At 46.1% G+C, this 11,904-nt stretch carries 12 protein-coding genes, 2 tRNA genes, 1 other RNA gene and 1 other annotated feature; of the genes, 4 read left to right on the top strand and 11 right to left on the bottom strand.

Annotated elements, in window-relative coordinates; all coding sequences use genetic code 11:
* Window positions 1–2: 2 nt before the first annotated feature.
* The 7 genes from yabP to proS all read right to left on the bottom strand — a co-directional run bounded on the left by yabP (window position 3) and on the right by proS (window position 6,831).
* On the bottom strand, window positions 3–287 hold the full coding sequence (gene yabP, locus G5A70_RS03545) for a sporulation protein YabP (RefSeq protein WP_173748085.1): 285 nt from the start codon (window positions 285–287) through the stop codon (window positions 3–5).
* 72 nt (window positions 288–359) lie between these two features.
* Window positions 360–599, bottom strand: coding sequence for an RNA-binding S4 domain-containing protein (locus G5A70_RS03540; protein WP_173748083.1), 240 nt, complete (start codon window positions 597–599; stop codon window positions 360–362).
* A gap of 110 nt (window positions 600–709) precedes the next feature.
* A complete protein-coding gene (locus G5A70_RS03535) occupies window positions 710–985 on the bottom strand; it encodes an HU family DNA-binding protein (protein ID WP_111920462.1) in 276 nt (91 codons plus the stop codon).
* Between the two features lie 176 nt (window positions 986–1,161).
* A complete protein-coding gene (locus G5A70_RS03530) occupies window positions 1,162–2,898 on the bottom strand; it encodes a phospho-sugar mutase (RefSeq protein WP_173748081.1) in 1,737 nt (578 codons plus the stop codon).
* A gap of 106 nt (window positions 2,899–3,004) precedes the next feature.
* A complete protein-coding gene (locus G5A70_RS03525; RefSeq protein ID WP_173748079.1) occupies window positions 3,005–3,985 on the bottom strand; it encodes a CotS family spore coat protein in 981 nt (326 codons plus the stop codon).
* A gap of 75 nt (window positions 3,986–4,060) precedes the next feature.
* Window positions 4,061–5,389: a CCA tRNA nucleotidyltransferase gene (locus G5A70_RS03520; protein ID WP_173748077.1), complete on the bottom strand. Its 1,329-nt coding sequence runs from the start codon at window positions 5,387–5,389 to the stop codon at window positions 4,061–4,063.
* 2 nt (window positions 5,390–5,391) lie between these two features.
* Window positions 5,392–6,831, bottom strand: a complete 1,440-nt coding sequence (gene proS, locus G5A70_RS03515; RefSeq protein ID WP_173748075.1) for a proline--tRNA ligase — start codon at window positions 6,829–6,831, stop codon at window positions 5,392–5,394.
* A gap of 101 nt (window positions 6,832–6,932) precedes the next feature.
* Window positions 6,933–7,173: a binding site (T-box leader), on the bottom strand.
* Between the two features lie 150 nt (window positions 7,174–7,323).
* On the opposite strand from proS, the gene ffs reads away from it, so the two are divergent.
* Both ffs and G5A70_RS03505 read left to right on the top strand, forming a co-directional pair.
* Window positions 7,324–7,586: signal recognition particle sRNA large type (gene ffs / locus G5A70_RS03510), an RNA gene on the top strand.
* 108 nt (window positions 7,587–7,694) lie between these two features.
* Window positions 7,695–8,318 carry a DedA family protein gene (locus G5A70_RS03505; RefSeq protein ID WP_173748073.1) on the top strand — a complete coding sequence of 208 codons (624 nt, stop codon included), beginning with the start codon at window positions 7,695–7,697 and terminating at the stop codon, window positions 8,316–8,318.
* Here the strand turns inward: G5A70_RS03505 and G5A70_RS03500 are convergent.
* From G5A70_RS03500 to G5A70_RS03485, 4 genes are all read right to left on the bottom strand, one after another.
* Window positions 8,315–9,175 carry a homocysteine S-methyltransferase family protein gene (locus G5A70_RS03500; protein WP_173748071.1) on the bottom strand — a complete coding sequence of 287 codons (861 nt, stop codon included), beginning with the start codon at window positions 9,173–9,175 and terminating at the stop codon, window positions 8,315–8,317. The two genes, G5A70_RS03505 and G5A70_RS03500, sit on opposite strands and share 4 nt — an antisense overlap.
* Entirely contained in the window at window positions 9,172–9,666 is a 495-nt protein-coding gene (gene tadA, locus G5A70_RS03495) for a tRNA adenosine(34) deaminase TadA (protein WP_173748069.1), read from the bottom strand. The genes G5A70_RS03500 and tadA overlap by 4 nt, the downstream gene beginning before the upstream one ends.
* 87 nt (window positions 9,667–9,753) lie before the next feature.
* Window positions 9,754–9,839, bottom strand: a tRNA-Ser gene (locus tag G5A70_RS03490).
* 108 nt (window positions 9,840–9,947) lie between these two features.
* Complete coding sequence (locus G5A70_RS03485; protein ID WP_173748067.1) at window positions 9,948–10,997, bottom strand: DUF6128 domain-containing protein; 1,050 nt, start codon at window positions 10,995–10,997, stop codon at window positions 9,948–9,950.
* Between the two features lie 150 nt (window positions 10,998–11,147).
* Between G5A70_RS03485 and G5A70_RS03480 the strand changes: the two genes are divergently transcribed.
* Both G5A70_RS03480 and G5A70_RS03475 read left to right on the top strand, forming a co-directional pair.
* A tRNA-Pro gene (locus tag G5A70_RS03480) sits at window positions 11,148–11,221 on the top strand.
* 235 nt (window positions 11,222–11,456) lie between these two features.
* On the top strand, window positions 11,457–11,879 hold the full coding sequence (locus G5A70_RS03475) for a hypothetical protein (protein WP_173748065.1): 423 nt from the start codon (window positions 11,457–11,459) through the stop codon (window positions 11,877–11,879).
* Window positions 11,880–11,904 lie beyond the last annotated feature (25 nt).

Genomic DNA, 11,904 nt, shown 5'->3' with positions numbered 1-11,904 from the left:
GTTTATCCCAGAAGCCTTTTCAGCATACCTTCTCCGCCCTTCATCTTTGCAGTGCCCTGGCTGTACAGCAGACTGTCCACCCGGCCTGCAAGGTCTACCTCCTGTTTTTCCAAATCCAGCCTGGTCACATGGAGGTCTTCACCTTTCACAGTAAGTACTCCTGCCTCGGTTACCAGACTGATTTCCTTTTCGTCAAAAGAATTCACATCCTTCACCCCTGTGACACTCCCTGTATTTCTGTCTGTAAGCTGGATTTTATGAACTGCTTTTCGCTGTTTTTCTTCCAAAACCGACTTCCCCCATACACTTCTTCCTGAACCATTATATGGGAAAAGCAAGACAGATATACCTGCCCTCTCTTAGAGATATTGAAACAACTCTGCAGCAGCCTCTTTCTTCACTGTTTCCTGTACGTCCAGCACTTCTACCCGGACGTTTTTGCTTCCAAAGCGGATTTCCAGAATATCTCCTGCCTTTACCTGAGCCGACGCCTTGGCAGGTTTGTCGTTAATCAGTACCCTTCCCGCGTCGCAGGCCTCGTTGGCTACGGTTCTGCGCTTAATCAGACGGGATACTTTCAAATATTTGTCAAGTCTCATACTCTCACTCCTTTACCAAGAGCCTTCTTTTCATTTCCTGTACGCAAATGAAAAGAAGCTGTCACATCCTGAAATGCAACAGCTTTCCTTGCCTAAAATAAATAAGTTGCTTATGCGTTTACTAAATCTTTTAAAGCTTTTCCTGCTTTGAACTTTGGAGATTTAGATGCTGCAATTGTCATTGTTTCACCTGTCTGAGGATTTCTTCCTTCTCTTGCTGCTCTTTCAGAAACTTCAAAAGTACCGAATCCAACTAACTGGATTTTTTCACCTTTCTGCATTTCTTCTGATACAACATCAATGAAAGCCTTTAAAGCTGATTCTGCATCTTTTTTAGATAACTGTGATTTTTCTGCCATAGCAGCAACTAATTCTGTTCTGTTCATGAGTATTTCCTCCTAAATAATTTAGCCTTGCAGAAAAAGCCTGCCGTGGCGGCCTATCCTGCTTCTGATAATCTCTTATAGTTACCGCCTATTCGCGCGGTCTACAGATATTTATACCTTGTTTCTACAGGTTTGTCAAGCATATTACCGTGTTCTTCACAGGACATTTACGGTATTTACATCATTTTGTCAATCAGTTCTTTCACTTCGTTTCCAAGTGCTGCGGATTTTGCATCTGCATCCTCTAAAGAAGTGCCTTTGATACCGTAATAAATCTTAATTTTCGGTTCCGTACCGGAAGGACGAACGCAAACCCAGGCATCATCATTTAAGTCATAATACAGCACATTGGAGTTTGGAAGACCGGTTGCCTTCACTTCCTTTGTTTCCATATCCACAATAGTGTCTGCCTTGTAATCTCTTGCGGAAAGCACCTTGTAATCACCAATCTCTGCCGGCGGGTTCTTTCTCAGGTTTTCCAGGATGGTCTGAATCTTTTCCAGTCCTTCGATGCCTTTTAAGGTAATGGACTGAATGTCGTCTTTATAGTAACCGTATTTTTCATACATTTCAATCATGGCGTCCCAAAGAGTCATGTTTTTGGTTTTATAGTAAGCGGCTGCTTCGCACAAAGCCATAGTAGCCACAATAGCGTCTTTATCTCTTGCATGGGTACCGATAAGGCAGCCGTAGCTTTCCTCAAAGCCAAACAGGTAAGTCCCCTCCCCTTTGGTCTCAAAGCCCAGAATCTGCTGTCCGATGTACTTAAATCCGGTCAGTACTTCGATAAATTTCACGCCGTAATGTTTTGCAATGGCAGCGGCCATATTGGTGGTAACAATGGTGGAAATCATTGCGCCGTCAGCCGGAAGTGTGCCGTTTACCGCTTTTCTCTGTCCGATTTCATAATCGGCCAGCAGACAGCCGGACATATTTCCGGTCAGGGTGTGGTATTCCCCTGTCTTGCTGTCTTTTACACGGACACCCAGACGGTCTGCGTCAGGATCGGTTGCCAGTACCAGGTCTGCGTCCACTTCTTTGGCCAGTTTCAGACCCAGGTCAAAGGCTTCGTCTGCTTCCGGGTTGGGATAGCTGACAGTAGGGAATTCTCCGTCAGGCAGTTCCTGCTCTTTTACCACATAGACATGTTCAAATCCCAGCTCTTTTAATACACGTCTTGCAGGAATATTTCCTGTGCCGTGCAGAGGGCTGTACACAATTTTCAGTTCTTTTGCCATGGCTTTGATAGCGTCCATATGAATCACCTGGCTCTTTAACTCTTCCATGTAAGCATCGTCAATTTCCTGTCCGATGACTACGAAAAGTCCTGCTGCCTTTGCAGCTTCTTCGTCCATGGTTTTCACGGTATTATAATCTGTTACTTTCTGCACTTCTCCCATAATACCGGAGTCATGAGGCGGTGTAATCTGTGCGCCGTCTTCCCAGTATACTTTATAGCCGTTGTATTCCGGCGGGTTATGGCTTGCAGTGATGTTAATACCTGCAATACATCCTAATTTGCGCACAGCAAAAGACAGTTCCGGTGTGGGTCTTAACGAATCAAAAATATAAGCTTTCACGCCATTGGCTGCCAGGCAGAGGGCTGCTTCTTTTGCAAACTCCGGTGACATACGGCGGGAATCATGGGCAATGGCAACGCCCTTGGCCTGTCCGCCCACGGCTGCAATATAATTTGCCAGTCCCTGTGTTGTCTTTCTCACCGTGTAAATATTCATACGGTTTGTACCTGCACCAATGACACCGCGCAAACCGGCTGTACCAAACTCCAGATCTTTATAAAAACGTTCTTTAATCTCATTTTCATCCTTTTCAATGGCTTTCAGTTCTGCTTTTGTATTTTCGTCAAAATACGGATTGGCAAGCCACTCTTCATAAAGTTTTTTGTAGTCCATCTCTATTACCTCCCTGTGCAGCTTTCTTTTGCCGCGCAATTCTTTTTGTGGTTATTATACACTATCATAGGTCAAAATTCAAATACTGCACAGGCATTTGTCACATTTACATCCCTGTTTTTTCTGAAAAATTTCGCCATTTGTCGTGTTGTGACGTGATTTTCTTTAATTTTTCCACATTTTTTTCCGAAATCCACGCCTTATTGTGCGTGTAATAATAATTAGCCAATTTCCAGTATTTCTCCGGATAGGAAAAACGAATGGACAGATATTCTCTCTCCTCTTTAGAAAGCGGGCGGATTTCTTCATACGTCTCCAGAAGCTTTTCCCCCAGTTTTCTGTCCCAGTCATATTTTTCCATAATTTTCCTCATAAACTGATATAAGTCTGCTACCTGTACATCGAAGCTCCATTTATCAAAATTCGTCACTGCCGCATGTTCATGGTCTTTTAAAATCCAGACGTTATGCTGATTATATTCCCCGTGGCAGACCGTACCCTCCCCCAAAGCATGCTCACGCAGTTTCTCATATCCGGAGGACTCCAGCCTGTCAAGGGCTGTCTCTCCATGCTGCAGAAAGCACTGGATACTGTCCAGAAACTGCAGTTCAAAATCATTCTTTTTTTTCTTGGCGGACACAAATTTTCTGATTTTGCGAAGTTCCGCATTGTGCCTTCTGTATTCCTGGGACAGGGATTCCCGGACATAATGCTCCTGCACCGGCATTTTCATTACTTTATGTAAACTTGCCAGAGCAGCCGCCCCGGTACAGATGTCCTCTTCACATCTGGTATCACACTCTCTCCCCTCATACCACCGCTTCACAATATACGGCACATTCTCCTTGTCCAAAGACATATAGCCGCCTTCCAGATTGGGCAGAATTTCGTCTGTCAGCACCTGGCTTTTCCCGGAAATATCGGACAAAAGAAGAGCCTGGCATTCCAATTTTCTGGGTGTACCGCCAAACTCTTTTATCAGCACTCTTCCCTGTCCTGTTTCACAGACAAGGGCTCCTCTTGTGCGGTACACGGCATTGGACTCCAGGCCGTATTGCTCTAAGACACTTAATCCACGGTCATACACTCGCTTCTCCCCCTTTTATTCTTGCTTCGCGCTCTTTTCATTCTATGCACGAAACCTGGGGGTTAGAAGCCGTGTTCACAAGGATTCTCTTACCTTTGAGAGCAGATATTCTTTTGTATTTTTCTCCGGGTCTTCCAGAACCAGTTCCAGAAAGGCATTTAAGGTATCTCCTATTTCTTTTCCCGGCTTCATGCCTGCGGCAATCAGGTCTTTTCCGGACACTGCCAACATCTTTACGGAAATGCACTCCTGCTTTCTCTGGATTTCTTCATAGAGCCTGCGGCTCTCTTCCAGTCTTTCCAGCTTTTCCTCTCTGCGGTATTCGCTCTGAGCCAGCACATCCGCCCTGCGGATTTTCAAAAGTACGGGAAACAGCTCTGCATCCATTTTGCTCAAAGCCCGTCTAAGAGACCTTGGCGTACACTCCCATGGACATTCATGCCAGGATACCAGCTCCGTCACCTTTCGAATGGTATCATTGTCGAACCGCAGCCTGCGCAGGATTTTTCTCGCCAGTTCTGCGCTTACTTTGGGATGTCCATGGAAATGGTCAAGACCCTGCTCGTCTGTGGTCCGCATGGCCGGTTTTCCCATATCGTGAAACAGTACAGCCAGCCGCTGCACCTTGTCCGCTTCTGTGTATTCCAGCGCCTTTAAGGTATGTTCCCCTACGCTGTAACAGTGGTGCGGTGTATTCTGAGGGGTTTCCATCATGGCATCAAACTCCGGCAGCACAATTTGGGTGATTCCCAGTTCCCACGCAGTTTTCAGATACTGGGGATGAGCGGAGACCAAAAGCTTCACCAGTTCTGTCTGTATCCGTTCCGCACTGATTTTCTCCAGGGTAGGTGCAAGCGCCTTTGCCCAATATGCAGTATCTTTTTCTATGGCAAATCCAAGCTGTGCAGAAAACCGTACGGCTCTTAAAATCCGCAGGGCGTCTTCTGTAAATCTCTCCCGTGGATTTCCCACACACCGGACAATTTGGCTCTCCAGATCCCGGATTCCGCCAAACACATCCACCAGACCCGTTTCATCATTGTACGCCATAGCGTTGATGGTAAAATCTCTGCGTTTTAAATCCTCTTCCAGATTTCCCGTGAAAATCACTTCCTTGGGGTGGCGGCTGTCTTCATACTCCCCGTCAATCCGGTAAGTGGTAACCTCAAAGCCTTCCTTTTCCATAAGCACGGTTACAGTTCCATGCTGCAGGCCCGTGTCCACGGTTCTTTTGAAAATTTCCTTTACTTCCATAGGCTTTGCAGAAGTGGTAATATCCCAATCTGCGGGAGAACGGTCAAGGAGGCTGTCACGAACACAGCCTCCTACCGCATAAGCATCATATCCCTGTTCCTGCAAAGTCCTGATAATCCTCTGTACCTTTTTCGGAACTTCAAGCTTCATAATTAATATGCACGCCCCCAGTAAACCATTTTTTTGGCCGGTTTTCCGCAGACAACACACTTATCAGACAGATTTTCCTGCTCAAAAGGAATACATCTGGAGGTTGCCTGTACGTCTTCTTTAATCTTATCCTCACATTCTCTGCAGCCGCACCACATCGCTTTCACAAAGCCCGGTTTTTCTTCCACGGTCTTCTGAAAGCTTTCGTAATCTGTCGCTTCATAAGTGTGCGCTTCTCTGTGTGTTCTGGCTCTCTCCAGCATGTCCTTCTGCATGGTATCCAGAATCTGCTGTACGCTTTCTGCCAGATTATCAAGAGAAACCGTAATCTTTTCTCTGGTATCTCTTCTTACTACAACGGCCTGATTGGCTTCCATATCTTTAGGACCACATTCGATACGAACCGGAATACCTCTCATTTCCTGCTCTGCGAACTTGAATCCCGGACTCTTGTCTGTCACGTCTGTCTTCACGCGGATACCTGCTGCCTTTAACTGTGTCTCCAGCTTCCGGGCATTTTCCAGCACGCCTTCTTTTCTCTGCTGAATCGGAATGATAACTGCCTGCACGGGAGCAATTCTCGGCGGCAGTACCAGACCGCTGTTGTCCCCGTGTACCATGATAATTGCGCCAATCATACGGGTTGTCATACCCCAGGAAGTCTGGTGTACATACTGCAGTTTATTTTCCTTATCTGTATACTGAATACCGAAAGCCTTTGCAAAGCCGTCGCCGAAATTGTGGCTGGTACCGGACTGCAGCGCCTTTCCGTCATGCATAAGGGATTCAATGGTATAAGTAGCCTCTGCACCTGCAAATTTCTCTTTGTCTGTTTTCTTTCCCTTGATAACCGGAATCGCCAGCACTTCTTCGCAGAAATCTGCATAAATGTTCAGCATCTGTATCGTTCTTGCCTCTGCCTCTTCTGCAGTTGCATGTGCGGTATGTCCTTCCTGCCACAGAAATTCTCTGGAACGAAGGAACGGTCTTGTGGTTTTTTCCCAGCGCACAACCGAACACCACTGGTTATACACCTTTGGCAAATCTCTGTGGGATTGAATTTCTTTTGCATAGAAATCGCAGAACAGAGTTTCTGAAGTAGGACGCACACAAAGTCTTTCCTGCAATGGTTCCAGACCTCCGTGTGTTACCCATGCCACTTCCGGCGCAAAACCTTCTACATGGTCTTTTTCCTTCTGTAAGAGACTTTCCGGAATAAACATAGGCAGATATACGTTCTCCACCCCTGTTTCCTTAAATCTTCTGTCCAGTTCGTGCTGAATGTTTTCCCAGATTGCGTAGCCTGCCGGTTTGATAACCATACAGCCTTTTACACTGGTGTAATCAATCAAGTCCGCTTTCTTTACTACGTCTGTGTACCATTGCGCAAAATCTTCTTCCATAGAGGTAATGGCCTCTACCAGCTTTTTGTTGTTTGCCATAACATTTCTCCTTTTTTCTTATTTGCTTCTTTGTAAGTGTGTCTCCGGCGCAGCGTGTGCTTTCTTAAATAAAAATAAAAAAAGACACGCTCAGCCCTGTTATCAGGGACCGATATGTCTTCGTCTCGGCGGTACCACCCTTCTTAGCCGTCCTGTCTTTCTCTTCTATATCTAAAATCCGGACTGCTCACTTCCTTTGCTCTTTTAACGCCAAAGCCCGCGTTCTGCTTTTCGCAGACAGCTCCAAGGCAGGTTCTGTATACTTCCCACAAAAGCCTTTCACCGGACGGCTTTCTCTCTTTGGAGTTCCGTGTACATACTATTCCTCTTCTTCGCCTCTTTGATATTTTATCCAATTCAAGGGCAGAGGTGTTTCTGAATCTATATGAAAAACCTTCTGCTATTTTGAATTTTATTGGAATTTGAAGCGTTTGTCAAGAGGCGGCACATATTTGTTGACAAATCTTTGAAAACCCGTTATACTGTAAACTACCGTGCAGCCGGGGAGATAGCGGTGCCCTGTACCTGCAATCCGCTACAGCAGGGGTGTTGCCAAACCGAGGGATTTCTTCTTGTGAAGCTGCCCTCTATAAGTGGCGTTGACGTTTGGGTCTTACGCAACAGGAATCTGTGAACCGTGTCAGGGCAGGAATGCAGCAGCACTAAGCAGAAGCTCTTGTGTGCCGTGAGGGTGCCTGGGCCGAGTTAACTGTAGAGGTAACGTTCATGAGAGAATTTCGAAGGGCGGCGCACGGTGAAAAAATTTGAATTACGTTCTGATAACACATTTCCAGTGGCAGATAATCCTGCTTATATTTCCACTTTCTATTGCATAAACTGAAAAAAAGAGGTTCTTTTGGTCTATGAATCACTGGATACTCCAACTCATGGGTACATATGGCTATGTGGGAATTGCGTTTCTGATTATGATAGAAAATATCTTTCCCCCCATTCCATCTGAAGCCATCCTCACCTTCGCCGGATTTCTCACCACTTACACCACTCTGCACATACCGGGCGCTATACTTTCCGCGACTTTTGGCAGTCTGCTGGGAGCTATTTTTCTGTACGCGCTTGGAAAACTGCTTTCCCCTTCCAAAATGGATTCCCTGATTTCCGGACCCGTGGGAAAAGCTCTTCGTTTGAAAAAAGAAGACATTCAAAAAGCCATGGCCTGGTTCGACAGCAAAGGAAACTATACGGTCTTCCTCTGCCGCTTCATTCCCATTGTCAGAAGCCTGATTTCCATTCCCGCAGGTATGGCAAATATGAATTTTCCACGTTTTCTGTGGCTCACTGTCTGGGGCAGTCTGCTGTGGAATACCATTCTCATTTCCCTGGGAGCCTGGGCCGGCGCTTCCTGGCAAAAAGCAGCCCGGTATTTTGGAAATTATACCAGGGCTGCCAAAATCGTTCTCCTTATTTTCCTGTTTACAGGTCTGTTGCTCTTTCTCCGAAGACAATGGGCAAAAAAACCTTCCGACTAACGCTGTCTTCCCAAGGCTTCCTTCACCTGTCGGATATATTCCGGAGTTGTTCCACAGCACCCGCCTACAATATTCGCACCGATTTCTGTCATGCGCTTCATATGTCCGGCAAACTCCTCTGCTCCCATGGAGTATACCGGACAGCCGTTTTCATCTATCACCGGCATACCGGCATTGGGTTTCACAATCAATGGAATCTGCACTCTTTTTCTCATATTTTCTACCACGGAAAACAACTGATCCGGTCCGGTAGAACAGTTGATTCCCACAGCAGCGGCTCCCATTTCCTCCAAGGTCTCCACTGCTTCATAAATATTTCCGCCGAAAAACAGACTGCCGTCCGATTCCACGGTCAGCGTGCACATAACCGGAAGTTCCCCTGCCGCTGCATCCAGCACAGCCATAGGCTCTGTCACTCCCAGCATGGTTTCTGCCACCAGCAGGTCTGCTCCTGCTTCCATCAGCGCCTCGATCTGCTCCCTGTATGCGCCCAGGAGTTCTTCATAAGTCAGTTCCTGTTTTCCCGTGGTAGTCAGGTCTCCGGCAATGAGGCAGGAATCCCCCACAGCCTGTCTGGAAATGTCCACCAGACGCAAATTCAAGTCCCGGACATGTTTTTCCAGACCGTGATTTTGCAGGCTTATGGCATTGGCCGAAAAGGTAGGGGCATAAACAATCTGAGACCCTGCCTCTTGATAGGCCTTCTGCAGCCTGGTAATAGCCTCCGGGTTATCGCAAATCCACTGTTCTGTGCAGACGCCTCTCGGCATACCGGCTTTCATCAGATTGGAACCTGTAGCCCCATCTAAAATTACAATGTCCTGTTTCACCAGATTTTGAAATTCCTGTTTTGTCATAATCCCAGCTCCTTTTCTTCCTGTTTTTTCTTTGCCTTTTCCTCTCTCAATTCTTTAAAGAATCCAGTCAACATACTGCTGCACTCCTCTTCCAGAACCCCTTTTGTCACTTGTGCCTTATGATTAAAGCCATCCATTTCCAGCAGATTCAGCACCGAACCCGCACATCCTGCTTTGGGATTCATGCTGCCTATGACCACCCGGTCGATTCTGGCCTGGATAATGGCTCCTGCACACATCTGACAGGGTTCCAGAGTCACATAAAGGGTACAGCCCTCCAGTCTCCAGTCCCCCAGTTTCTTGCTGGCCTTCCGGATTGCGTTGATTTCCGCATGGGACACAGTATTTTTATCTGTATTTCTCCGGTTATATCCTCTGGCAATGATCTTCCCTTCATATGCAATGACACAGCCAATGGGAACTTCTTTCAATGCATACGCTTTCATAGCCTGCTTCTTTGCTTCTTTCATAAACTTTTCATCTTCTGTCATACTCTGTCCCCTTTCACGGAACTATCCTGTTATACAAAAGGAGCATCGCTTGACATGCGTGAAAAGCGACACTCCCCATTTTCCAAGCGGAGACAGTGGGATTCGAACCCACGTGCCCTTGCGGACAACCGCATTTCGAGTGCGGCTCGTTATGACCACTTCGATATGTCTCCGAACAGCTTTTATTATATATCGCACTCCCTGGCGGGTCAAGTAGAAATATTGCTGTTTTGCCCGGCGGCTGCCAGAACCATGTTGTTTGCTGCAGCCACCGGCCCTCTTTATTCCATCCCCTGGGGTCTGTCTATCATGCGGTACCAGTATCCGAAATACCGGGAATGTCCGTTGGCTCCTCCTGTTTCCTTGAAATAAGGAAACCCGAACATTCCCGCCATCAAAGCTTCCTGGCTCTCGTAAACCCCCGGAACACCCAGAATGTACCTGCCGTCTTCTTCCCGTTTTCCTATAAGCAGGTGTCCGTACCTGGAAAATCCATGCCTGAGAAAACGATTCGTCAGCAATCCTCTGTCTCTTCTGTTTAAAATTCCCAAATCCCCGGGAGTAATTTTCCGGCACTGGGTAATTCCATTATCACAGAAAGAAGGCAGTTCCGTCTCTCGTTTCAATATTTCATCTGCACGTTCAACTTCTTCCGGTTCTGCGTCAAAATCTTCCTCCTCCATCTCTTCTCTATACTCTGCTGTCCCATTCTCTTCTGCATTTTCAGGTTCTCTTTCCATATCTTTTCCCGGATTCTGCATCGGCTCTTTTACCGGCTCTCTTACAAGCGTTTCTTCCTCCGCCTCTTCCTGCAGATTTTCCTCCCTGTCCTCCTTTTCCGAAAAACGGCTATCGTTCTCCTCTTCTCCCTCTATGTATTCCTCCGTCTGCGCAGCCTGCACTTCTCTGCTCTCCTTCTCTATTTCCCGCTGCTGTGCCTTTGGAATCTTTATTTCCTGCAGGTTTACCGGCAGTTCATCCCAACCGCTTCCATACAGTTCTCCGGAATCCGCCAGCAATATCAGGCCGCATAAATCCCCAAGCCCATATCGGCTCTCTCCCATATGTTCTTCGGGTGTCTCCAGTTCAAATTCTACCCGTTCTCCTGCCAGATTGCAGTCTCCCAGAAAAATGCCCGTACACCCGCCTTCCTCCCGCACATATCCATATACTTTCGCCGGTGCTGTTTCCTTTTCATAAATTCCTGTGAGTTTACAGCGCATACGGCAGGTGCCATTACGGGCTTCCACTTTGATAAAACCTCTGCCCTCCCCCTTTCTTCCTTCTCGGTATTCATACACATATGCTATAAATCTGCGATAACCGGACATATATCCTCTCTTCTGAAACTTTATCCTTAAAATATATGTATTCCCATCCTGCCTTAGAACCCGAAGGATTTTCTCAAATTTTTTTCATATTTTTGTTGACATTTCCAATTTTCTTATATATAATATCATTTGTTGAACACACATTGACATCGAAGCGTGGCTCAGTTTGGTAGAGCGCTGCGTTCGGGACGCAGAGGTCGCGTGTTCGAATCACGTCGCTTCGATTCGTTATGAAAGGTGCCGGGAAGTCTTGTTTTATAGACTTTCCGGCGTTTTTTCTTTTTCACAGCTCCACTTGAACCCCCTCTTTTTAAGGAGTTACACAGAATCCTCTCAAAAAACGCATTGTGCAAACTATTACTTTGCACTTCTTTCACTTTTTTCTGGATTTCCTGCTCAAGTAGTTTTATAATAGTAACCAATAGTAACTCTGGGGTTACAGTAAGGAGCGTATATGAAATGTCAAAAGCAGATGAATTCAAAAAAAAATTAATGTTAGATGAAATTGTATTTTACAGCATTTGCGGAGAAGATGACCGCAAGAAAATATTAAATGAAATGAATATGTCCTTTGATGATTTTCGCCGTCTGTCTCTTCTGACAGATTATCTGGAATTAAATGCCCTGCATAAATTTATTCAGGACATGTATGAGTACAAATTCCTGGACGAAATCGAAGAACTGTGGCAGAAATGCCAGAACAATCCTGAGCTCTTATCTTCTATGATTCTGGATACAGGCACATGGCTGGACAATTTCTGGAAACAGGCCCCTAACGACACTGTGTCCTATCTTCTGCATGAAATTTTTGAAGCCGGGCTTTCCAAAGAGAAAGATACCACGTTCGATGATTTGAATTTGAATGAATATAGCTGGACATAAAACGATTTATATTTATTTAAGAAAG

Source organism: Blautia hansenii, assembly GCF_013304445.1.
In the GTDB taxonomy this organism is placed as follows: Bacteria; Bacillota; Clostridia; order Lachnospirales; family Lachnospiraceae; genus Blautia.
This window is presented reverse-complemented; position numbering and strand designations above follow the sequence as displayed.

Coding starts and splice junctions, on each gene's coding strand:
- G5A70_RS03540 (WP_173748083.1), bottom strand. CDS start 599: ATGAGACTTGACAAATATTTGAAAGTATCCCGTCTGATTAAGCGCAGA.
- G5A70_RS03535 (WP_111920462.1), bottom strand. CDS start 985: ATGAACAGAACAGAATTAGTTGCTGCTATGGCAGAAAAATCACAGTTA.
- G5A70_RS03530 (WP_173748081.1), bottom strand. CDS start 2,898: ATGGACTACAAAAAACTTTATGAAGAGTGGCTTGCCAATCCGTATTTT.
- G5A70_RS03520 (WP_173748077.1), bottom strand. CDS start 5,389: ATGAAGCTTGAAGTTCCGAAAAAGGTACAGAGGATTATCAGGACTTTG.
- proS (WP_173748075.1), bottom strand. CDS start 6,831: ATGGCAAACAACAAAAAGCTGGTAGAGGCCATTACCTCTATGGAAGAA.
- G5A70_RS03505 (WP_173748073.1), top strand. CDS start 7,695: ATGAATCACTGGATACTCCAACTCATGGGTACATATGGCTATGTGGGA.
- G5A70_RS03500 (WP_173748071.1), bottom strand. CDS start 9,175: ATGACAAAACAGGAATTTCAAAATCTGGTGAAACAGGACATTGTAATT.
- tadA (WP_173748069.1), bottom strand. CDS start 9,666: ATGACAGAAGATGAAAAGTTTATGAAAGAAGCAAAGAAGCAGGCTATG.
- G5A70_RS03485 (WP_173748067.1), bottom strand. CDS start 10,997: ATGTCCGGTTATCGCAGATTTATAGCATATGTGTATGAATACCGAGAA.
- G5A70_RS03475 (WP_173748065.1), top strand. CDS start 11,457: ATGTCAAAAGCAGATGAATTCAAAAAAAAATTAATGTTAGATGAAATT.